Raw genomic sequence first — 20141 nt, 5'->3', positions numbered from 1 at the left:
TAAAAACCCACTGGACACGTAAAGAAAATTCACCTTATTTTTTTAATAATGAAAATTATCTTATTAGAACATTGTTAAATAAAGATCATTTGATTTTACAAAGTCAAAAAAATAAAAATATCATTTATGTGAGTTATCATAGCAAAGAAGATCCTTTAACTCCAGCAAATTTTAAAGAACAAACCATGCAAATATTAAAAATTTTAGGTTACGATGTAAGCTTAAATTTGATAGATGAAAATCAAATTGATGGAAAATTTATTAAAAATTTAGATCATGGTTGTGGTATACCTGATAAAGCCTTATTTAGAAAAGAACTTCCTTTAATGCTTGAAAAACTACAAAAAAGAAAATCTTTTATGCAAGAAAATTCCATCTCTTATCCTTGTGGGAATAAAGTATTTACTTTCAAAGATGTGGGAGATAAATTTGAATTAGAGATAAAAGATTAAAACCTTAAAGGTTTTAATCAAGCTTTGCTAAATCAATTAAATCACTCACTTTTTGACAATTTTTCAAGTCTTCGGCTGTGATTTTTAAAGCAAAAAGATTTTTATAAAGTACCATCACAGATACAAAAGCCAAACTATCCCACTCATCTATATCATCAAGTAGCATATCCTCGTTTAAGTCTTCATCTCTATGCATAGCTTCTTTAAGTTCTTCTAAAAATTCAGTTTTTGTCATTATTTCTCCTTTGTGTAAATTAAAATATCTTTTGTGTATAAATCCTTGAAATTTAGCACCGCACTTCCCCAACTAAGCCCTGCGCCAAAAGCACTTAAGCTTGCTTTAAATTCTTTTGGAGTATCCAGTTCGCAAAGTAGGGCAGGTAGTGAACAAGCGCTTAGATTAGCGTATTTTTCCATGATGAAATTAGGAACTTTATCATCATTAAGTTTTAATTCTTCTTTAATACAATCAATCAAATACGCATTAGATTGATGAAAAAGATGAAAAGCAATGTCTTTTTCTTCTACCTTGGAAAATTCTAAAATTTCTTTAAAGCTTTTAGGTTCGCATTCTAAAGCCATATTAAAAATATTTGCTCCGTCCATGTAAAGATTTTCTAATTGTCTAAACTCCTCAGTTTGCATGAGTGAATCATCGTTGAAAATATCTGCTTTAGGTATTCTCATCGCACCTTTTGGAATGATGAGTTTATCAAAATATTTTCCATCGCTTCCAAGCTCAAAAAAAGCTTCGTTAAAATCCGTTTTTTCAATTAAAGTTGCACTTACTCCATCACCAAAAATAGGAGCTAAATTCATATTTTTAGGGTGGATGAATTTGCTTAAAGTATCTCCACAAATGAGTAAAATTTTACCTAAGCCACTTTGTATTAAAGAATGAGCGACAAATAAGCCGTATAAATACCCTGCACAAGCTTGCCCTAAATCAAAAGCTACAGTTTTGGAGCTTAAATTTAAAAGTTGGTGTAAATAACAAGCCGTAGAAGGCATGAAAAAATCAGGACTTTGAGTTACTACGATGAGTGTATCAAGGCTATTTTTATCTATATTTAAACCTTGTAAAAGTGTATTGGCTGCGTGTTTTCCAAGATCGCTTACGCAAGTGTTTTCATCGCAAATATAACGCGTGTTTAAACCTATGACTTTTTTCATTCTTTTAAGGGTTTTGATATCGTTTGAAAAAACGCTTTCTAACTCATCATCAATGCAAATTTTATGTTCAGGTACGCTTACGCAAATGCCTGAAATTTTAGCTTTATCAAATCTAGTTTTCATGGATTATAAGTCCTTTAAAATTTAAATTTTGAAATGGAATAAGGGCTGAGTTTTTTTCAAATTCTTTGGAAATTTGTTCTAAAAAGCTCAAAAATGGCATATTTCTTTCGCCTTTTTGATAGTAAAGCCTTGCATTATTGTTTTTAAGATCAAAGAAATGTAAAGCTAGTTCAAAGGCTTTAAAAAACATTCTAGTTTCAAGTTTTCTACCTAAAGCCCTACAAGAAATGCAAAGATCATCGATAAATAAATTTCCTTCTTTACAAGAAAAAACAAAAATAGCGATAATCCCACTATCGCTTAATTTATCACTCATACTCACACTTACAATGAGTTCTTTTTGCATGTGTTGTGCGACTTTTTCTTGATTTAAGCGTGTGTAATTAGCGATAAATTGATTGGTTTTGCCTAAAAGTTCGCTAATGCGAGGGATATTTTGCAGATCATTTTTGCTAAAATTTAAGCTGATTTCAAGATTTTGAAAATATTCTTCATCGCTTAAGCTTTTAAGCTCTTCTCTTAAAGCATTGGCTGCTATATCTTTGGCACGAATTTGATCTTCTTTGGTATTTGAAAGTTTTAAAAGATTAGGAAAAAGTTTGATTTTATAAAGTATATTTTCATCGCATAAAAGTGTTTTAACGCCTGTAATTTTGGTATTTTCAAGCTCGGCGATATTATCATCTATAAAAAGCATAGCGTTAGTATTTATATTAAATTTTTTAGCAATTTTTAAGATATTTTCACCTTTTGGCTCCCAATTGATCATTCTAGCATCAAAATCATCCCATTGTAAGATGAAATCTTTCCTTATTTCAAAAAGTTTTTTTGCGTCTTTTTCTTCATTTTTTGAAGCTAGGGCAAGTAAAAACCCTTGTTTTTTAAAAGTTTTAATTTTTTCTTGTAAGGTTTTGTGCAAAGGACTTAAATTAAGATTATCTATACCCTCTTCACCTAAAATTCCTTGATACAAGGTATTATCAAGATCAAGTACAAGAGCTTTAAGAGCGGGTTTTACAAGTGCAGGGATGAGACTAAGTCCTAAAATTTGTGCCAAGAAAATCAAGGCTTTATTATTAAGCTTAGAGCCTGTAAGTTCTTCTTTAGCTAAGTCTAAAATATCTTCTTCATCAAAATACTCTTTTATGAGTTTTTCTATGTTAAAAATTTCGCAATTTAAAATTTTTTTATCTGTTTTAAATTCTCCTAAACTAAGGACTAAAATAGGGCTTTGTGAAAATTTTCTTAATGCTAAAAGCCTTTCTTCTAGAAAATTTTGCACATTATTTTTATAGTGGGTCAAATCTAGCCATAAAAGTTCTAAACTAGCTTCTTTAAAGTTATCAAAACTCAAGCTATCATCATAAGAGCTGAAATTAAAATCAGCTTTTAAATTGGCAAAATGTAAAAAAGGAGCAATGATGCTTTGCACTCCTTCAAAAGCATGATTTCTATGGATATTGATAAGAAGATCTTGACTTTTACTAAAGTCTAATTCTTTGGCAAATTTTATAAGTTCATTGCGTTTTAAATGAGGTGAAAAAAGATTCATTTTAGCTCCACAAGTTCGATTAAAAGCCTATTTGGCATCATGATAAAACAAAGTTTAGCAAAATAGCTTGCTTGCATAATAGGAACAATACAAATGCCTCCTTGTTGTTCCAAAAGAATTAAATCTTGGGCGATATTTTTACTTTCATAGGCTAAATGATACATTTTGGTATTATTTTTCAAATAGCTATCTAGTGGACCTTTATCGTTTAAATTTTGCAAAAGTTCAAATCTATACTGTGGAAATGCTTCGTTGCAAGGAATGATAAATTCGCCTCTTACCCCTTGTTTTTCATCTATAAATTCTACTTCTTTGTAAAAACCTAGTTTAAAAAAACATTCTCTTTCTTTTTCTAAATTTTTACAAGCCACACCTATATGATGAATGGGTAAATTGAGTGTTGTATTAAGCATTTAAAACTACTGCCATAGTGATAGCATTTTTAAATTTCAATGCTTTTTCTAAACTATAATCATTTGCCATAAAATATTCATAAGTCTTAAGCTTTAAGTCCGATTTTTCTATCAAATCTTTAACTTCATCAGGATGGGAAAATAAATAAATATGATCAATAGCAGGAGCATTGATAGGAATAGTTGTAAAAATTTCTCCTCCATCACTAAGAAGCTCTTTGGATCTTTTAAGAAATTCAAGAGGTTTTTCTACGTGTTCTAGTACTTCTCCAATCACTATCAAATCAGCTTTTTTATCAAAATCATAAGTAAAAAAATCTTGACATAAAAAATCACATTTTGAGATCAATTCTCCTACTTGTTGCTTTACCATGTTTTGAGTAAGTTCGCAACTCGTTGGAGAGATATCAAGTCCATAAAAGGCGGAAAATTTACCACTTTTAACTGCTCTTGCAAAATATTCTCCATGACCAGGGCCTATTTCAAAATAAGTTGTTTTTGGAGTGAAATTTTGCAAATATTGTGAAAAATACTTTCTTACTTTAATATGAGCTATCCAAACAAAAGAAGAAAGAGCTAAACCTATCATGTATTGTTTCATATAGCTTTCATTAAAATAAACCTTATCCTTAACTTCATCAAAACTAGAATAACGATAAGTCCCATTTTCTATGAAAAATTTTGTTTCTTCTAAAGTATCGTTAAGGATCAATAAATAACAATCGCATTGTTCTTCTATACTGATGCCATCTTGAATATAATAAGAAATTAATTTATCAAATTCTTCTTCGTCTTCTTGTGAAAATTCAATTTTTTTAAGATATTTAGAATGGATAGGATTTTTTTGAGCGATGGCTTGAAATAATTTTTCAATATTTTCTTTCATTTTTCAGCCTTTAGGGTTTGAATTTTTTCTAGCAAAGCGTTTTGAGATTTTAAGAGGCTTAAATCTTCTTTGTTAAATTTGATTTCAAATTCTTCTTCTAAACTCATGATGATATCAATATGAGCTAAAGAAGTCCAGTTTTTACAATTTTCCATGCTTAAATTTGTATTTTCATCTACTTTGGTTTCAAGTATATTTTCTAAAATTTCATAAAATTGTTTTTCCATTGTATAGCACTTTCTTAAGAATGTTGAAAATTAATATATTGTATCATAATTTTCTATTAGAATTGTTTGGTTTATGTCTAATTTTTCCCATAAAATTTCTATATATTCTTTAGCGTTGTAAATGTTTATATGATCTCCTGCAAAATTATTTTTTTTAAAATTTTTAGTACTATTAACAATATTAATAATGTTAATTAAATTGGGCTCAGAAGATATGTCAAGTTTTCTAACATAATAACTAATGGTTTTATTGTATGATATATTGTTTTCATCAATTAAAATTCCAGAGAAAATTTTATGATATCTGTAAAATACATTAAATTGTTCTTCTGCATAATGTGTTAGTGTATGTCCTTGGCCTCCAAATGTCATATATTTTCCATTCTCTTTGGTTAAAACCTCATAAACACAATTTTCTCCAAAACAACTTGTTGTATCTTTTAAAAATAATTCTTCTTTTGCTCCTTTTATAGTAAAAGAAAATATAGGATCGTTTGTGCGTTTTACTCCTGTTTGTTTGCGAAAATATTCATTTAATGCTCCCATTTTTGTTTTGGAATTTATTTTGTCATAAACTTCATTTTTGCAAAAACTATAAGTAAAGGTTGGCATGATCAAAGTGCCTTCTTTGCCTATAACTTCAAAAAAACAATTGAGTATAGTCTGTAAAAATTCATTTTTAGGAAGCAAAGGTATGCCAAAGTTAAAAAGTTCTGTATGTACGCATAAAATATCACCTCTTTTTATACCTAGTTGATAGAAAGCATCTATTAAATCTTTATCGGAGTATTTTTTGCCATTGTGTTCTAAAAAATATTTCATTTTACTAGTCCATAAAATTTTATTTTTTTTAAAAGTTCTTTAAATTCATAAGCTTGCATGTTTAAGATATTGGCTATATCGATGATATCATTTTCTCCATCACAGTAAGCTAGAAAATTACAAGCCAAAGGAATGTCATTGGCAGTGCTAAGGGTATGATATAGTCCTCTTTTGCCAAGATTAGGTTCGCATACTATGGTGTTTTCATATACAGCGTTGATTTCTAAATTTAAAATCATTTCTTGCATGCTTGAAAGTCCACCCATTAAACCTTTTTCAGAGATAAAATTTAGATTATCTTTACTAGTGTGGTATTGTTCGTATTCTAGGTATCTTGTGCGACATACTCCTACTATGCCAAGATTTACAAGCGGAGCGTTGTATTGTCTTTCATCGCTTCCACGATCTAGAAAACTAAATGCTTTAAAATTTTCTTTATTTTTAAGCGTATGCAAGGCAACTTTATCGCTTAGAGTGTTTTCTTTAGGTGTGTGTATGAGTGAGTAAGCATGATCATCGCCTAAGCAAGAAAGCACAAAGCCTGCTTTAACATGTTTTTTTAAATGCTCTAAATGTTTGCTAAGATAGACTATAGAGCCTATGGTTTCAGGAATGATGACAAAGCGGTAATTATACTTTCTTTCTTTTAAACTCAAAAGCCATTTTGCTAGGAAAATAGCCACCACAGGACCACTAAGCTCATTATTTGCCATGGAAGGATGACAAAGATAGGTTGAAATTAAAATTTCATCTTTTGAATTTTGCGTACTAGGTAGGATAAAATCAGCATAATCCAAAACCCCATTTTCATCATGTTTCGCATTGATATAGACTTTGTATTTGCCTTTTTTGAGTTTTTTTCTTTCATTATGCGTGAGACAAAATCCCCAACGCCTTTTATAGTAACTCGTTACATAAGGAATAGCATCGGGCATTTCTTCTATGGAGTAAAGATGATCTTGAAGTTCTTCTAGTTCGATTTCTTGATCGATGGCTTCGCTATAGTTTAGAAGGTGTAGATTATGCTTTTTAAAATCACAAATTTTTTCTCCTTCTGGAGTGATGATATAGGCTTCTTTAACATTCCATTCATCAGGGACTATCCAGTCAAAAACCTTTGTACCACTTTTTATAGAGTGAAATTTGATTATACCCCCCCCCAGAGTTTTATTTAAAATTTCTAAACTATCTCTAAAACCTTGCCCTGTGATGCTTCTAGGGATAGGAAAAAGTTCGCAAGCTAGTTCATACATAGCCTTTCCAGTTTGGCTAAAATCTTGACTTCTAAAGTCTAGCTTATTCACAATATCCCTTTTTAACTTTTTCAAGAATGCTAAATAAAGTATCTTTTACAAATTTTGCATCTTTTAGATTCATTTCTTGATGACAAGGTATGCTAAGCTCGGCTTTGTAAAAATTATCCGCATTTTGGAGTCTGATTTCTCCTAAGAGTTTTTTATAAAAACTAAATTCATAAGTTGGTTTATAATGTACCTGTACGCCAATTCCTGCATGAAGTAAGCTTTCAAAAAGTTCTTCTTTTTGACAATAAAATTCAGGAAAAAGCAAGATAGGGTATAAATGTCTTGAGCTTTTTTTATAATCTTTGATTTTTATCGTGGAAAAATAAGGATTTTTTTCAAATTCTTTATCGTAAAAACTTGCGATTTCTTCTCTTTTTTCAAGATTGTGATCGAGTTTTTTAAGCTGGTTTATCCCTAAAGCACAAGCAACATCACTTAAGCGGTAATTATAGCCAAGTTCTACCATATCACTATCCCAAAGTCTTTTTTTAACGATACCATGACTTCTTAAAAGCTTGATTTTAGCGATAAGCTCTTCATTATCACTCACCACGGCTCCACCTTCAAAAGTGGTAATAGGCTTAACAGGGTGAAAAGAAAAGATAGAAAGATCAGCTTTTTTCCCCACTTTTTCACTTTTATACAAAGCGCCTAAAGCATGGCTTGCATCATCGATTAAAGGGATATTGTATTTTTTAGCAAGGTTTGAAATTTCATCTATTTCAACGCTATTTCCCCCAAAATCCACCACGCTAATAGCTCCTATATTTTTACTATCTTTTAAAAGTCTTGCTTCTAGTTTTTTTTCATCGATATTGCCATCGTTTTTAATGTCGATAAACTCTACCTTAGCTCCAGCTATTAAGGCCGCATTAGTCGTAGCAGCGAAGGTTAAAGGGGTGGTTAAAACGATTTTTTCTTGGACACCTAGTGCCGTGTAGGCAAGATGAAGGGCTGAAGTAGCTGAATTTAATACACAAGCATGTTTTACACCCACATATTCGCAAAGGGCTTCTTCAAATTCATCTACCTTTTTACCCCCTGTTAAAATTTCATCTTTTAAAGCTTTTGTAAGCGTATCTATATCGCTTTGATCGATGTTTTGATGAGAATAAGTAAGCATTTTAAAAACCTTCGGTGTGATTGATGATTTCTAAAAGTTCTTTTTCACTTGCCCATAAAGGATTATTATCCGAACTATAAGAAAAACCATCTTTTACTTTTTGCCCTTTTTCGCCTAGGGCATTGATGCTAAAGTCATTATCTTTATCCACAAGTTTAATACTCGGGCTTATAGCATAGTAGTTTTCAAATTCATAGGTTAAATGACTATCATCGCTTGAAATCATGATTTCATGTAGTTTTTCTCCCGCTCTTATACCTATGATTTTATGGCTTAAATTAGGAGCTAAAGCATGAGCTAGATCGGTGATTTTCATTGAAGGAATTTTAGGGATGAAAATTTCTCCTCCGTGCATTCTTTCAAAATTACTCAGTACAAATTTCACTCCATCTTCAAGGCTGATCCAAAAACGAGTCATTCTTGTATCGGTGATAGGAAGTTCTTTAGCTCCTTCGCTGATGAGTTTTTTAAAGAAAGGCACTACTGAACCTCTTGAACCTACAACATTGCCATATCTTGTAACGCTAAAGCGTGTTTGTTTATTGCCTGCTATGTTGTTTGCAGCGACAAAAAGCTTATCGCTTGCAAGTTTGGTTGCGCCGTATAAATTTACAGGATTGCAAGCCTTATCTGTACTAAGAGCGATACATTTTTTAACCCCATTTTCAAAACAAGCATCGATAACATTTTGCGCACCGTGGATGTTTGTTTTTATGCATTCCATAGGGTTATATTCAGCAATAGGCACATGCTTCATCGCAGCAGCATGTATAACAAAATCCACATCACGCATAGCGGCACTTAAACGCTCTTTATCTCTTACATCTCCTATGAAATAACGCATACAAGGAGCATTAAAAACGCTTGCCATTTCAAATTGTTTAAGCTCATCACGAGAATAAATGATAATCTTATTAGGTTTATAATTTTCTAGCAAAACCTTAGTATAGGTTTTTCCAAAAGAGCCTGTTCCACCTGTGATTAAGATATTTTTTTTGTTAAACATTTTGCCTTCCTTTGCTTAAGTTTTTTTAAAATTAAAGCAACAAGTGTTCCTATTTTAAAATTCTTGGCAAGGTTATGCCAGTTTGGGCTTGATACTTGCCTTTTTTGTCTTTATAAGTGGTATCACATTTTTCATCGCCTTGTAAAAACAACACTTGTGCTATGCCTTCATTGGCATAAATTTTTGCAGGTAAAGGCGTAGTGTTTGAAATCTCTATAGTGATATGTCCTTCAAAACCTGGTTCAAAAGGAGTAACATTGACGATGATACCACATCTTGCATAAGTGCTTTTGCCAAGACAAATAGCTAAAACATCATCAGGCATTTTAAAATACTCTATAGTTCTAGCTAGGGCAAAAGAATTTGCAGGAACTATACATACATCACCTTCAAAATCTACTACATTTTCTTCTACGAAATTTTTTGGATCTACTACGGTTGAATTAACATTGGTAAAAATTTTAAACTCACGCCCTACGCGTATATCATAGCCATAACTTGAAAGTCCATAGCTTATTACACCTTTTCCTATATTTGCTTCGCAAAATGGCTCGATCATCTTGTATTCTAATGCCATTTTTCTTATCCAGTTATCTGCTTTTAAGCCCATTTTTAACCTTTTAATATTTGTAATTTTTTATAAGGATTATAACCTAAAAAATCTATATTTTTTATGATTTTTTTCTTTTTTAAAGTTAAATTTTAAGTTTTTTTATATAATACAAGATTAAGTTCTTAAATTTTAGGAGAATTTTATGACAAAAGAAGAAATTAAAGAGTTAGTAAACCTTTTTGCTGAAGCAAATATTAGTAAAATTAAGATCAAAGAACAAGATGGTTTTGAAATAGAACTTGAAAGAGATATGTGTTGCGATGTTCCAGCTCCTGTTTGTCCTCCAGTTCCAGCTCCACAACCTATCAATGTAAGTGTTGTAAATGAAGCTCAACCTAGTCAAAATGCAAAATCAAACAAGCCAAGTATAAACAGCCCTATGGTGGGAACTTTCTATCAAGCTCCAAGCCCAGGTGCAGCACCTTTTGTAAAAGTGGGTAGCACGGTTAAAAAAGGCGATACTATAGCTATTATCGAAGCGATGAAAATCATGAATGAAATTGAAGCGGAATTTGATTGCAGGATCGCTGAAATTTTAGTTGCTGATGGTCAGCCTGTAGAATTTGGAATGCCTTTATTTGCGGTGGAGAAATTATAAAATGGAAATTAAAAGCATATTAATTGCTAATCGTGGAGAAATAGCACTACGCGCTTTAAGAACGATTAAAGAAATGGGTAAAAAAGCAATTTGTGTGTATTCTGAAGCAGATAAAGATGCTTTATATTTAAAATACGCTGATGCAAGCATTTGTATAGGAAAAGCAAGAAGTTCTGAAAGTTATTTAAATATCCCAGCTATTATCACAGCAGCTGAAATTGCTGAAGCAGATGCGATTTTTCCAGGATATGGATTTTTAAGTGAAAATCAAAATTTTGTTGAAATTTGTGCTAAACATAACATCAAATTTATAGGTCCTTCTGTAGAAGCTATGAATTTAATGAGTGATAAATCAAAAGCTAAACAAGTAATGCAAAGAGCAGGCGTGCCTGTAATCCCAGGAAGTGATGGGGCTTTAGCAGGAGCTGAAGCAGCTAAAAAACTTGCTAAAGAAATAGGCTATCCTGTGATTTTAAAAGCAGCTGCAGGTGGTGGTGGTCGTGGTATGCGTGTGGTTGAAAATGAAAAAGATCTTGAAAAAGCGTATTGGTCAGCTGAAAGCGAGGCTATGACAGCATTTGGCGATGGAACTATGTATATGGAAAAATATATTCAAAATCCGCGCCATATAGAAGTGCAGGTTATAGGAGATAGTTTTGGTAATGTGATTCATGTGGGTGAAAGAGATTGTTCTATGCAAAGACGCCATCAAAAACTTATCGAAGAATCTCCCGCGATTTTGCTTGATGAAAAAACACGCACTAGGCTTCATGAAACTGCTATTAAGGCAGCCAAAGCTATAGGATATGAAGGTGCGGGAACTTTTGAGTTTTTAGTTGATAAAAATTTAGACTTTTATTTTATAGAAATGAATACACGTTTGCAAGTTGAACACTGTGTAAGTGAAATGGTAAGTGGGATTGATATCATAGAACAAATGATTAAGGTGGCAGAAGGTTATGCCTTGCCATCTCAAGAAAGTATTAAGCTTAATGGGCATTCTATAGAATGTAGAATCACGGCAGAAGATTCTAAAACTTTCTTGCCAAGTCCAGGCAAGATTACTAAATACATTCCACCCGCAGGACGCAATGTCAGAATGGAAAGTCATTGTTATCAAGACTATAGCGTGCCTCCTTATTATGATTCTATGATAGGTAAGCTTGTAGTTTGGGCAGAAGATCGCAATAAAGCTATTGCAAAAATGAAAGTAGCTTTAGATGAGTTACTTATAAGTGGGATAAAAACAACCAAAGAATTTCATCTTTCTATGATGGAAAATCCTGATTTTATTAATAATAATTACGATACAAATTATCTTGCAAGACATTAAAATTTCCCTATTAAAGGGAAATTTTAATTGTAATTTTTATCTTAAATATTCTATATTGATTTTAGAGCGGAGTTTATCAAAATAATCCTGTATGAAATTTTGTCTTTGTTCGCTTACATAAGCGTTTAAAACTTCATTTTTAACTTGTTCGTATTCAGGAGTTTGTGCTCCATCTTTGCTTTTAACTTCATAAAGTTCATAGCCATTTTTTCCATTTAAAACAGGGGAAAACCCTCCAACAGGAATTTGCGATAAAAGCCCTAAAAGTCTTGGATCGGCATTGCTTGTGTTTAAAGATGCATTTTGTGGTTTAAGGATTGTTTTTTTTGTATTTTTGATATTTTCTAAAGTTTGAGGATTGTTTGATAAATAAATATTTGCATTAATTTGTGTATAAAAAGTGAATTTATCTTTATTTTGTTCGAAAAATTTTTTTGCTCCATCATCACTAAAATCAGTTTTTGCCATACTTGCGATTTTTTCATAAAGCTTTCTTTTTTCTAAATCTTTTTTTAAATTTGCACGAAATTGTCCATAGCTTTGATTTTTGGATTTTAAATTTGCTTTGAAAGCATTTAAAGTAGTTTTGTTTTGAGCAAGCATTTTATTTATAGCATCATCAAGCTCTAGATCATTGACTACAATACCCAGTTGTTTCATTTGTGAAATTTCCATTTTTTCATTGATGAGTACGCCTAAAGCTTTATTTCTATCAATTTTAAGTGCTTTCATAGTTTGATCTATATCATAAGTCGTGATAGGCTCTTTGTCTACAACTACAGCTATAGCATTAATGGTATTTGCACTAGCTAAACTTGCAAAAAATGCAAAACTTAATAAAATTTTTTTCATTTCAAACCTTTATTTAAGTATAAATATCGCATTATATCAATAAAAATTTAAGAAAAGGCAAAAAATGCACGAAAAACTTACAACGCGTTTTGCTCCAAGCCCAACAGGGTATTTGCACATAGGTGGACTTAGAACAGCTCTTTATAATTATTTATACGCTAGAAAAAATGGTGGAAATTTTTTACTTCGTATTGAAGATACGGATTTAAAAAGAAATTCCAAAGAAGCTACTAAAGCAATTATCGAAGCTTTTAAATGGTGCGGTTTAGAACATGATGGAGAAGTAACTTACCAATCAGAGCGTTTTGATCTTTATAAAGAATATGTCAAAAAGCTTTTAGATGAAGACAAGGCGTATTATTGTTATATGAGTAAAGAAGAATTAGAAGAATTGCGCGCCAAGCAAGAAGCCGCCAAAGAGCGCCCAAGATATGATGGAAGATATAGAGAATTTACAGGCACGCCACCTCAGGGTATAGAACCTGTTGTGCGTATTAAAGCACCTCAAAGCGGCGAGATTGTTTTTGAAGATGGGATTAAAGGCGAGGTAAAATTTAAAGCAGAGGATATAATGGATGATTTTATCATTGCAAGAAGTGATGGAACTCCAACTTATAATTTTACTGTTGTTATTGATGATGCTTTAATGGGGGTAAGTGATGTGATTCGTGGGGATGATCATCTTTCAAATACTCCTAAACAAATTGTGCTTTATGAAGCATTGGGTTTTAAAATTCCTAAATTTTTTCATGTGGCTATGATACATGGAGAAGATGGTAAAAAGCTTTCAAAAAGACATGGGGCAACTGATGTTATGGAATACAAAGAAATGGGAATTTTACCTCAAGCTTTGCTTAATTTTCTTGTGCGTTTAGGTTGGAGTCACGGTGATGATGAGGTTTTTTCACTAGAAGATTTGAAAAAACTTTTTGATCCTTATCATATCAATAAAAGCGCATCTTGTTATAATGCTAAAAAGCTTGAATGGCTTAATACTCATTATATTAAAACTTTACCTTTTGAAGAGATTAACCGTCAGCTTAAAGATCTTGGCTTTGATTTATCTGTTTATGAAAAGGCAGGATTTTTACTTGATTTATTAAGAGAGCGTGCAAAAACCTTGCATGATATTATCAATGGTGCAAAAAGCATAGTTAATACGCCGCAAAATTATGATGAAAATGCAGTGCAAAAATTTGTTAACGAAAATAATTTAGAATTGCTCCAAGTATTTGCTAATACGCTTAAAGATCAAAAAACAGGTAAAGATTTTGAAGATTTTACAAATGATTTTTTAGAAAAAAAAGAAGCAAAGTTAAAAGATTTGGCTCAGCCTATACGCATAGCTTTAACAGGGAGTGCGGTAAGTCCTAGTATTTTTGAAGTATTAGAATTTTTAGGGGTTGATGAGTGTAAAAAAAGAATAGAAAATTTTTTAAAAGTTAGAGGAAAATAAAATGAATTTAAAAGAAGAAGCTTTAAAATACCATTTAGGTGGGAAAATTGATATTGTGCCAAGTAAGCCAATGGCTACAAGTTATGATCTATCTTTGGCGTATAGCCCAGGAGTTGCAGAACCTTGCCTTGAAATCGCTAAAGATAATGAGCTTGCTTATACTTATACAAACAAGGCTAATTTGGTAGCTATAGTTAGCGATGGTTCTGCTGTTTTAGGACTTGGAAACATAGGAGCACAGGCTTCAAAACCTGTTATGGAAGGTAAGGCTTGTTTGTTTAAAAAATTTGCAAATGTAAATGCTTATGATATAGAAATTAATGTTCATAGTATAGAAGAGATTGTAAATTTTTGCAAGGCTTTGGCTCCGACTGTGGGTGGGATAAATTTAGAAGATGTAGCTGCTCCAAAATGTTTTGAAATTGAAGCGGCTTTGCAAGATTTAGGAATTCCTGTAATGCATGATGATCAGCATGGAACGGCTATTATTTCAACTGCGGGACTTATGAATGCTATGGAGATAAGTGGTAAAAAATTTAAAGACATTAAGGTGGTTGTAAGTGGCGCAGGTGCCGCAGGTATAGCAAGTGCTAAGATGTATAGAAATTTAGGGGTCGAAAATATTATTTTAGTAGATAGCAAAGGTGTTGTTTCTAAGGATAGAAATGATTTAACTCCTCAAAAGCTTGAATTTGCTGTTGATTCTAAGGAAAAGACTTTAAAAGAAGTTTTAAAAGGAGCTGATGTTTTCCTAGGACTTAGTGCGCCAAAAATTCTTGATGATGAAATGGTTTTAAGTATGGCAAAAGATCCTGTAATTTTTGCTTTGGCAAATCCTATCCCTGAAGTGATGCCTGAAGATGTGGCTAGACTTAGAAAAGATGCGATTGTAGGAACAGGAAGAAGTGATTATCCAAATCAAATCAATAATGTTTTAGGTTTTCCTTTTATTTTTCGCGGGGCTTTAGATGTGCGTGCAAGTAAAATCACTGAAAATATGAAAGTAGCTGCTGCTAAAGCATTAGCAGATCTTGCAAAACTTCCTGTAAGTGATGCGGTTAAAAAGGCTTATAATTTAAGCGCTTTAGAATTTGGAAGAGATTATGTCATACCAAAACCTTTTGATGAAAGAGTAAAAGCTGCAGTAAGTACAGCTGTAGCAGCAGTTGCGGTAAAAGATGGTGTGGCTAAGGTAAAAAATTTTAACGAGAAAGCTTATTTTGAAAGCTTAAATTGAAAAATATTCATTGTATCAATCATCCATTGATCGAACATAAATTAGGAATTTTAAGGGCTAAAGAGACAAAGCCCTTTCAATTTCGCATGTTAATCGATGAAATTTCATCTTTTTTACTTTTTGAAGCGAGTAAAGATTTTTCTTTAAAAGAAATTGAAATTTCAACACCTATACAAAAAACTACAGTAAAAAAACTTGATGAAAAAATTATGATTTGCCCTATTTTAAGAGCTGCATTAGGAATGCTTGAAAGTGTTTTTAAGATGATTCCTGATGCAAGTGTTGGATTTTTGGGATTTGTAAGAAATGAAGAAACTTTAAAGGCGGATTTTTATTTTCAAAAACTTCCCAAAGATGCAAAAAAACGCACCGCTATTGTCATAGATCCTATGTTTGCTACAGGTGGAACTGCTATAGAGGCTTGTAATTTTTTAAAAAGCCAAGGAGTTAAAAAAATAAAATTTATATCCATACTTGCTACTCCACAAGGTTTGCAAAAATTTAGCCAAATGCATGATGATGTAGAAGTTTTTGTGGCTTGTATTGATGAAGGTTTAAATGAAAAAGGTTATATTATCCCAGGGCTTGGAGATGCAGGAGATAGAGTGTTTAACACTCTTTAAAAGAGATGATTTTTGGAAAAATTGATTATATTAATCTTTTACCTTTACATATATATCTTAAGAAATATCCCCTACCTAATGGTTATAAAGCAAGTATGGAGTATAAAAAAGGAGTTCCAAGTAAGCTAAATAAAGATTTATTTTATAGAAGAATTGATGCAGCTATCATTTCAAGCATAGAAAGTGCTAGAAAAAAATATAAAAATTTAGATTTGGGTATTTGTGCTAATAAAAGAGTTTTAAGTGTATTAGTAGAAAAAAATACATCAAATGCCAAAGATCCAAGTTCAGCAACTTCAAATGCTTTAGCTAAAGTATTAAAACAAGATGGAAAAGTAATTATAGGTGATAAGGCTTTAAAGCTTTATCTAAAAGATCCTTCTAAATATATCGATTTATGTGCAAAATGGCACGAAAAAACAGGATTGCCTTTTGTTTTTGCTAGATTTTCTTGTGTGCAAAAAAAAGCTTTATATAAACAAATTTTGAAAAAATTTCCAAAAACAAAGATTAAAATTCCTTATTATATACTGCAAAATTATGCCAAAACAAGGGATTTAGATATAAAAGATGTTAGATATTATTTAGATGAAGTTATATATCATAAAATTTCTACCAAAGAAAAAACAGCCTTAAAGCGTTTTGTAAAGGCTTGCAAGGCTTTAAATCTTGTTTAGTGTTCAAATTCTCTAAGTTCTTTAACTGTTCCAAGGAGTATTACAACATCTCCACTATAAACTGTCGTGGTTTCTAAATCAGGCAATATTTCCCAGTCGCTATTTAATTTTTTATAAGAAATCACTTTCATATTTTGTGCTATATGTTTTAAAGAATTTCCTGCTAATTTTTCATCTATATTGATCTTAATAGCTCGTATAGTATTTGCTGAAAGATCAAAAACTTCATAATCAGCATCTTTAGTTAAAAATTCTTTTACTAGTCTTTTAGCACTTTCTTTTTCAGGATAAATAACCTTTGTTGCACCTAACTTAGAAAGAATTTGACCATGGATATTAGAGGTTGCTTTAGCAATGATATTTTTAACACCTATATCTTTAAGCGCCATAAGAGTAAGGATTGATTTTTCAACATTTTCTCCTATGCTAACAATAACAACTTCAACATCATGAAAGCCTGCTTCTTTTAGGGCTGAAATATTTGTAGAATCTAAAATATAAGCATAGCTTGGAGGATTTTGTATACTTTTTAAAGCTTCCTCATCTTTATCCGCAACGATAACAGTATGACCTCCAGCAATGAGTTCATCTGCTACAACTGATCCAAATTTTCCAAGTCCTATGATTCCATAATTAAGATTTTTCACGATTTTACCTTTATAAATTAACCTTTCCTTCAGGGAATTTTAAATGAATAGCTTTGTCTTGTTTGAATACCGAGAGCAAAAAAGCAAAAACACCTATCCTACCACTTAGCATCATAATGATGATAATCACCTTGCTAGGATCACTAAACAAAGCACATAAAGATAAAGTTCCACCATTTCCTACTGAAATTCCTACGGTTGCAAAAGCTGAAGAAGTTTCAAAAAGCAAGGCTATAAAATCAAATTTTGACTCTAGCAAGGAAAGCAAAATAACAGCTATTACTATATAAACAGCTGAACCTACAGCTATAATAAAAGCTTTAGATATAGTTTCTCTTGGAATTTCATGTCCAAAAATTCTAACTCTTCCATTGCGGATACTCCAATAAGCATAGAGTAACAAAACCATTACAGTTGTTACTTTCATACCCCCAGCTGTTCCACCTGGTGCACCACCAATAACCATAAACAATGATCCAAAAAATAAGCTCGCATCATGCAAATGTCCCATATCTAAGGTGTTAAATCCTGCTGTGCGGTAATTAATAGCGATAAAATATGAGCTTAAAATTTTATCAAAAAATGAAAAATGTCCTATAGTTTGAGGATTTGAGTATTCAAAAGCAAAAATAATAAGCGTTGAAGAGAAAATAAGAAAAATACTTGCAACAACAACCATTTTTGTATGTAGGCTTAAATTTTGCAATTTTTTTCTTTGAAAAAAGTATAATTCAACCAAAACAAAATATCCAAGCCCTCCAATAATAATCAAAGAAGTAATAATAAGATTAATTGCTATATCATGTTTATAAGCTATAAGTCCATGTTCAAATATGGTAAACCCAGAATTATTAAAAGCGCTAATAGAATGAAAAATTCCAAACCATAAAGCTTTCTTAAAATTCATTTCAAGGGCAAAACGCATGGTAAGAAGTATAGCACCTATCAATTCTATAGTAAAAATGAACAGTAAAACCTTTTTAAAAAATTTAAATAAACCATCCATTGATGGATAAAATAAAGACTCTTTTAGTAAATTTCTTGCACTAAATCCCACTTTTTTGCGTATGAGTATATAAACAAACAAACCTATACCCATATATCCCAAGCCTCCAATTTGCACCAAAGCCAAGATAATAATTTGTCCTGCTAAGGTAAAATCAACCGCAGTGTTCTTAACTGCTAATCCTGTCATACTAACAGCAGATGTGCTTGTAAAAAAGGCATCTAAAAAATCAATAGGAGTTGTATGTGCCCAGCTTGAATGTAGCAATAAAGCCCCAAACAATGCAATAATAATATAACCAGCTAGTAAAATTTTAAAAGTTCGTCTATCTAGTCCAAATTGTTTCAAAAAATTTCCATTTGATAATGATCTAAAGCGGGTATTCTATCTTATTAAAACTTTAAGGGAAATAAAATTTTATTTTTGTATTTAAACTTAAATTAAAGAAAAAAAGATACAATTACATTTTTACTTTATCAAACTAAGTGGTTGGATAGCTCAGTCGGTAGAGCAGCAGACTGAAAATCTGCGTGTCGGCAGTTCGATTCTGCCTCTAACCACCACTTTATCTTTCAAAAAATCACATCACATATTTTTTTACACAAGACCGAAATATTTAAAGGACTAAAAATTATTATTTTAAAGAGAGAGTCTATAACTTATAATAGAATGGTGGATTTAGCAGGCGTGTGATTTACTAATAAAATTACTAAGTATCCATACTTTAGAAATTAAATATCCAAATAACATATACTATAACATATACTTTTGAAAATTCAATAATTTGTATGGCTAAATCTCATTTTAAAGATTTAACCCCTGATATAATTTTAGCTATTTCTTCAATAGAGAATAACACATAACGAGATACACCCATAGATTCTATCTTCTTATTTTTTGTTAATCTATCTAAAGTCTGTAAAGATACACCAAGAATTTCAGCACATTCTTTTCTACTGAAGGTCATTTTTTTATATTTATTAAACAAAAAATCTCTCGTTCCAACATGCTTATCTTTTACCGTTCTGTTCATTTTTTCTCCTTATTTTCTTTTGGTAAACTATCTGTTTTTTGAAAATTAAGAATAGTTTCTTTTGATATATAATAACCTTTTCCTAATTTGAGGCTTTTTAGAAGACCTCTTGAGATCCATACACGAACTGTTGTATGGGTTACAGAGTGCATTTCTGCAACTTCATCGACAGAATAATAAGCCTGCTCTTTAAAGCTTCCATCTTCTTGTAATTTTTTGATTATTTTCATTCTATTGTTATCCTTTCTAAATTTTTTTCTATAAAATCTTTTTCAAGTAAATAATCTTTGTTAATGTTTAAAGAATTTTTAGCTCTTGTAACTGCCACATACAAAAGATTTAATTCTTCTTTTGCTATGGTAATTTGTTCTCTTTCTTCAAGTTCTTGCTTGATGTTTAAAAAATCATCAATAATTTCAACATTATTCCACTCTAAACCTTTGCTCTTATGTCCTGTACTTAATATCAAATCAGCTTGTTCTTGTTTTTTAACACAGCTTTTTTCAATATCTTTGATAAGCTTTATAATATCGCTATGTACATATTTAAAAAGAACAAATATTTTTTGTTTTAAGTCAACCTCTTTAGTTTCGTTGATATATTCAAGAAGTTCTTTTAAGTCGGCAAATTTTGCAATAAACTGATTTTTGATATATTTGTGTTTTTTAAACAGAAGATTTTGTATGTCTAATAACTCATCAAAACTATAACTATTCACCCCTCCCACAAAAAATAATTTTTTATTTAAATTTTCTACTGCTATATCAAATAGTTTAGCATTGGTTCTACATATTATAGCTTTTGCTTCATTTTCATCATTTCCCTTTCTTGGTTTTAGCGTTCCTTTAAAATCTCTTGGGGCATTTAAAATTCCCAAATAAGAATTGGCAATAGTAGCTATGCTTTGTGGGCATCTAAAGCTTTGAGTTAGATATAAAATATGAGATTTTGGCATAGATGCTAATACTTCTAAGGAATTTACAGC

General features: G+C 31.2%; 24 protein-coding genes and 1 tRNA gene. 8 read left to right on the top strand and 17 right to left on the bottom strand.

Annotation, left to right across the window (positions count from 1 at the left end):
• Nucleotides 1-452: DUF2920 family protein (locus tag AJ930_RS06760; RefSeq protein WP_148122812.1), on the top strand; the 452-nt coding region annotated here is incomplete at its 5' end.
• 13 nt (nucleotides 453-465) lie between these two features.
• Here the strand turns inward: AJ930_RS06760 and AJ930_RS06755 are convergent.
• From AJ930_RS06755 to dcd, 11 genes are read right to left on the bottom strand one after another with little or no spacing between them, the layout of a single operon-like run.
• On the bottom strand, nucleotides 466-687 hold the full coding sequence (locus AJ930_RS06755; protein ID WP_002786077.1) for an acyl carrier protein: 222 nt from the start codon (nucleotides 685-687) through the stop codon (nucleotides 466-468).
• Entirely contained in the window at nucleotides 687-1748 is a 1062-nt protein-coding gene (locus AJ930_RS06750) for a beta-ketoacyl-ACP synthase III (protein ID WP_070275053.1), read from the bottom strand. Before AJ930_RS06750 ends, AJ930_RS06755 begins: the two co-directional genes overlap by 1 nt.
• Entirely contained in the window at nucleotides 1738-3300 is a 1563-nt protein-coding gene (locus AJ930_RS06745) for an HAD family hydrolase (RefSeq protein ID WP_070275052.1), read from the bottom strand. Before AJ930_RS06745 ends, AJ930_RS06750 begins: the two co-directional genes overlap by 11 nt.
• On the bottom strand, nucleotides 3297-3713 hold the full coding sequence (locus AJ930_RS06740; protein WP_070233595.1) for a VOC family protein: 417 nt from the start codon (nucleotides 3711-3713) through the stop codon (nucleotides 3297-3299). Before AJ930_RS06740 ends, AJ930_RS06745 begins: the two co-directional genes overlap by 4 nt.
• Nucleotides 3706-4599, bottom strand: a complete 894-nt coding sequence (locus AJ930_RS06735; RefSeq protein WP_070274487.1) for a class I SAM-dependent methyltransferase — start codon at nucleotides 4597-4599, stop codon at nucleotides 3706-3708. Before AJ930_RS06735 ends, AJ930_RS06740 begins: the two co-directional genes overlap by 8 nt.
• Complete coding sequence (locus AJ930_RS06730; protein ID WP_002829517.1) at nucleotides 4596-4826, bottom strand: acyl carrier protein; 231 nt, start codon at nucleotides 4824-4826, stop codon at nucleotides 4596-4598. The genes AJ930_RS06735 and AJ930_RS06730 overlap by 4 nt, the downstream gene beginning before the upstream one ends.
• 30 nt (nucleotides 4827-4856) lie before the next feature.
• A complete protein-coding gene (gene legH, locus AJ930_RS06725; protein ID WP_070275051.1) occupies nucleotides 4857-5648 on the bottom strand; it encodes an N-acetyltransferase LegH in 792 nt (263 codons plus the stop codon).
• On the bottom strand, nucleotides 5645-6952 hold the full coding sequence (locus tag AJ930_RS06720) for a DUF4910 domain-containing protein (protein WP_070275050.1): 1308 nt from the start codon (nucleotides 6950-6952) through the stop codon (nucleotides 5645-5647). Before AJ930_RS06720 ends, legH begins: the two co-directional genes overlap by 4 nt.
• Complete coding sequence (gene pseC, locus AJ930_RS06715; RefSeq protein WP_070275049.1) at nucleotides 6945-8075, bottom strand: UDP-4-amino-4,6-dideoxy-N-acetyl-beta-L-altrosamine transaminase; 1131 nt, start codon at nucleotides 8073-8075, stop codon at nucleotides 6945-6947. Before pseC ends, AJ930_RS06720 begins: the two co-directional genes overlap by 8 nt.
• Before the next feature lies 1 nt (nucleotide 8076).
• Complete coding sequence (gene pseB, locus AJ930_RS06710; RefSeq protein WP_070275048.1) at nucleotides 8077-9081, bottom strand: UDP-N-acetylglucosamine 4,6-dehydratase (inverting); 1005 nt, start codon at nucleotides 9079-9081, stop codon at nucleotides 8077-8079.
• A gap of 49 nt (nucleotides 9082-9130) precedes the next feature.
• Entirely contained in the window at nucleotides 9131-9691 is a 561-nt protein-coding gene (gene dcd, locus AJ930_RS06705; protein ID WP_002861983.1) for a dCTP deaminase, read from the bottom strand.
• A 145-nt stretch (nucleotides 9692-9836) separates the two neighbouring features.
• On the opposite strand from dcd, the gene accB reads away from it, so the two are divergent.
• A complete protein-coding gene (gene accB / locus AJ930_RS06700) occupies nucleotides 9837-10292 on the top strand; it encodes an acetyl-CoA carboxylase biotin carboxyl carrier protein (protein WP_002861982.1) in 456 nt (151 codons plus the stop codon).
• A gap of 1 nt (nucleotide 10293) precedes the next feature.
• The gene (locus AJ930_RS06695; protein WP_070275047.1) at nucleotides 10294-11625 is read left to right on the top strand and encodes an acetyl-CoA carboxylase biotin carboxylase subunit; all 1332 of its coding nucleotides are present in this window, start codon (nucleotides 10294-10296) and stop codon (nucleotides 11623-11625) included.
• Between the two features lie 36 nt (nucleotides 11626-11661).
• Here the strand turns inward: AJ930_RS06695 and salC are convergent, their stop codons facing one another.
• Complete coding sequence (gene salC / locus AJ930_RS06690; RefSeq protein ID WP_070275046.1) at nucleotides 11662-12477, bottom strand: peptidylprolyl isomerase SalC; 816 nt, start codon at nucleotides 12475-12477, stop codon at nucleotides 11662-11664.
• Nucleotides 12478-12541: 64 nt separating this feature from the next.
• Between salC and gltX the strand changes: the two genes are divergently transcribed.
• Genes gltX through AJ930_RS06670 form a run of 4 tightly spaced genes read left to right on the top strand, consistent with a single transcriptional unit; the run spans nucleotide 12542 to nucleotide 16470 of the window.
• Complete coding sequence (gene gltX, locus AJ930_RS06685) at nucleotides 12542-13933, top strand: glutamate--tRNA ligase (protein WP_070275045.1); 1392 nt, start codon at nucleotides 12542-12544, stop codon at nucleotides 13931-13933.
• 1 nt (nucleotide 13934) lies between these two features.
• Entirely contained in the window at nucleotides 13935-15170 is a 1236-nt protein-coding gene (locus AJ930_RS06680) for a malic enzyme-like NAD(P)-binding protein (RefSeq protein WP_070275044.1), read from the top strand.
• The gene (gene upp / locus AJ930_RS06675; protein WP_044778990.1) at nucleotides 15167-15793 is read left to right on the top strand and encodes a uracil phosphoribosyltransferase; all 627 of its coding nucleotides are present in this window, start codon (nucleotides 15167-15169) and stop codon (nucleotides 15791-15793) included. Before AJ930_RS06680 ends, upp begins: the two co-directional genes overlap by 4 nt.
• Before the next feature lie 5 nt (nucleotides 15794-15798).
• Nucleotides 15799-16470 carry a menaquinone biosynthetic enzyme MqnA/MqnD family protein gene (locus AJ930_RS06670; protein ID WP_070210008.1) on the top strand — a complete coding sequence of 224 codons (672 nt, stop codon included), beginning with the start codon at nucleotides 15799-15801 and terminating at the stop codon, nucleotides 16468-16470.
• On the opposite strand, the gene AJ930_RS06665 is transcribed toward AJ930_RS06670, so the two are convergent.
• Both AJ930_RS06665 and AJ930_RS06660 read right to left on the bottom strand, forming a co-directional pair.
• On the bottom strand, nucleotides 16467-17117 hold the full coding sequence (locus tag AJ930_RS06665) for a potassium channel family protein (protein ID WP_070210009.1): 651 nt from the start codon (nucleotides 17115-17117) through the stop codon (nucleotides 16467-16469). The genes AJ930_RS06670 and AJ930_RS06665 overlap by 4 nt on opposite strands.
• Nucleotides 17118-17127: 10 nt before the next feature.
• Nucleotides 17128-18471, bottom strand: coding sequence for a TrkH family potassium uptake protein (locus tag AJ930_RS06660; protein ID WP_070275043.1), 1344 nt, complete (start codon nucleotides 18469-18471; stop codon nucleotides 17128-17130).
• Between the two features lie 139 nt (nucleotides 18472-18610).
• On the opposite strand from AJ930_RS06660, the gene AJ930_RS06655 reads away from it, so the two are divergent.
• Nucleotides 18611-18686: transfer RNA gene (locus AJ930_RS06655), tRNA-Phe, on the top strand.
• 236 nt (nucleotides 18687-18922) lie between these two features.
• On the opposite strand, the gene AJ930_RS06650 is transcribed toward AJ930_RS06655, so the two are convergent.
• The 3 genes from AJ930_RS06650 to AJ930_RS06640 form a co-directional block, all read right to left on the bottom strand.
• A complete protein-coding gene (locus AJ930_RS06650) occupies nucleotides 18923-19156 on the bottom strand; it encodes a helix-turn-helix domain-containing protein (RefSeq protein WP_070275042.1) in 234 nt (77 codons plus the stop codon).
• Nucleotides 19153-19386 carry a helix-turn-helix domain-containing protein gene (locus AJ930_RS06645; RefSeq protein WP_070275041.1) on the bottom strand — a complete coding sequence of 78 codons (234 nt, stop codon included), beginning with the start codon at nucleotides 19384-19386 and terminating at the stop codon, nucleotides 19153-19155. Before AJ930_RS06645 ends, AJ930_RS06650 begins: the two co-directional genes overlap by 4 nt.
• A partial coding sequence (locus AJ930_RS06640) for a 3'-5' exonuclease (RefSeq protein ID WP_186820866.1) occupies nucleotides 19383-20141 on the bottom strand: 759 nt, incomplete at its 5' end. The genes AJ930_RS06640 and AJ930_RS06645, both read right to left, overlap by 4 nt.

This window comes from Campylobacter sp. BCW_6871 (assembly GCF_001762325.1).
GTDB lineage: Bacteria > Campylobacterota > Campylobacteria > Campylobacterales > Campylobacteraceae > Campylobacter_D > Campylobacter_D jejuni.
Note: the sequence above shows the minus strand (reverse complement) of the source record. Positions and strands in the feature narration are given on the sequence as shown.

What these genes read in the sequence shown, in the direction of transcription:
- AJ930_RS06755 (WP_002786077.1), bottom strand. Translation starts at nt 687, where the DNA reads ATGACAAAAACTGAATTTTTAGAAGAACTTAAAGAAGCTATGCATAGA.
- AJ930_RS06750 (WP_070275053.1), bottom strand. Translation starts at nt 1,748, where the DNA reads ATGAAAACTAGATTTGATAAAGCTAAAATTTCAGGCATTTGCGTAAGC.
- AJ930_RS06745 (WP_070275052.1), bottom strand. Translation starts at nt 3,300, where the DNA reads ATGAATCTTTTTTCACCTCATTTAAAACGCAATGAACTTATAAAATTT.
- AJ930_RS06740 (WP_070233595.1), bottom strand. Translation starts at nt 3,713, where the DNA reads ATGCTTAATACAACACTCAATTTACCCATTCATCATATAGGTGTGGCT.
- AJ930_RS06735 (WP_070274487.1), bottom strand. Translation starts at nt 4,599, where the DNA reads ATGAAAGAAAATATTGAAAAATTATTTCAAGCCATCGCTCAAAAAAAT.
- AJ930_RS06730 (WP_002829517.1), bottom strand. Translation starts at nt 4,826, where the DNA reads ATGGAAAAACAATTTTATGAAATTTTAGAAAATATACTTGAAACCAAA.
- legH (WP_070275051.1), bottom strand. Translation starts at nt 5,648, where the DNA reads ATGAAATATTTTTTAGAACACAATGGCAAAAAATACTCCGATAAAGAT.
- pseC (WP_070275049.1), bottom strand. Translation starts at nt 8,075, where the DNA reads ATGCTTACTTATTCTCATCAAAACATCGATCAAAGCGATATAGATACG.
- pseB (WP_070275048.1), bottom strand. Translation starts at nt 9,081, where the DNA reads ATGTTTAACAAAAAAAATATCTTAATCACAGGTGGAACAGGCTCTTTT.
- dcd (WP_002861983.1), bottom strand. Translation starts at nt 9,691, where the DNA reads ATGGGCTTAAAAGCAGATAACTGGATAAGAAAAATGGCATTAGAATAC.
- accB (WP_002861982.1), top strand. Translation starts at nt 9,837, where the DNA reads ATGACAAAAGAAGAAATTAAAGAGTTAGTAAACCTTTTTGCTGAAGCA.
- AJ930_RS06695 (WP_070275047.1), top strand. Translation starts at nt 10,294, where the DNA reads ATGGAAATTAAAAGCATATTAATTGCTAATCGTGGAGAAATAGCACTA.
- salC (WP_070275046.1), bottom strand. Translation starts at nt 12,477, where the DNA reads ATGAAAAAAATTTTATTAAGTTTTGCATTTTTTGCAAGTTTAGCTAGT.
- gltX (WP_070275045.1), top strand. Translation starts at nt 12,542, where the DNA reads ATGCACGAAAAACTTACAACGCGTTTTGCTCCAAGCCCAACAGGGTAT.
- AJ930_RS06680 (WP_070275044.1), top strand. Translation starts at nt 13,935, where the DNA reads ATGAATTTAAAAGAAGAAGCTTTAAAATACCATTTAGGTGGGAAAATT.
- AJ930_RS06670 (WP_070210008.1), top strand. Translation starts at nt 15,799, where the DNA reads ATGATTTTTGGAAAAATTGATTATATTAATCTTTTACCTTTACATATA.
- AJ930_RS06650 (WP_070275042.1), bottom strand. Translation starts at nt 19,156, where the DNA reads ATGAACAGAACGGTAAAAGATAAGCATGTTGGAACGAGAGATTTTTTG.
- AJ930_RS06645 (WP_070275041.1), bottom strand. Translation starts at nt 19,386, where the DNA reads ATGAAAATAATCAAAAAATTACAAGAAGATGGAAGCTTTAAAGAGCAG.